Raw genomic sequence first — 295 nt, forward strand, 5'->3', positions numbered from 1 at the left:
GGCTGGTGGATGGATTTAGAATCCATCGAAGGGGGCTTTACCGCTAAGTACCATATTGGGAAATACAACAAAGAAGGGAAATGGGTGTCTGAAGCTCTGCCGCAAAAAGTGGTAGAGGAAGTGTACTTTACACAAAGTACCTTTCATCAGAAGCTCATTGATACCTTGGCTGAACACTTCAAACTCGAAGTGGAATATCATACCGAGTCATTTGATTTCGCCTGATTTGGCGGTTTTCTTTTTCGACTGAACAAAAAGGTGCGTTTTCGCACCTTTTCTCTTGTTAAATCCCTAT

Annotated in this window: 1 protein-coding gene; it reads left to right on the plus strand. The window is 42.4% G+C overall.

What is annotated here, in order from left to right; all coding sequences use genetic code 11:
* Window positions 1-225, plus strand: a 225-nt coding sequence (locus R7R24_RS29790) for a Crl family RNA polymerase assembly factor (protein WP_042776117.1), incomplete at its 5' end; no start/stop codon positions are given.
* Window positions 226-295: the final 70 nt, after the last annotated feature.

The organism is Vibrio sp. 704 (assembly GCF_033339295.1).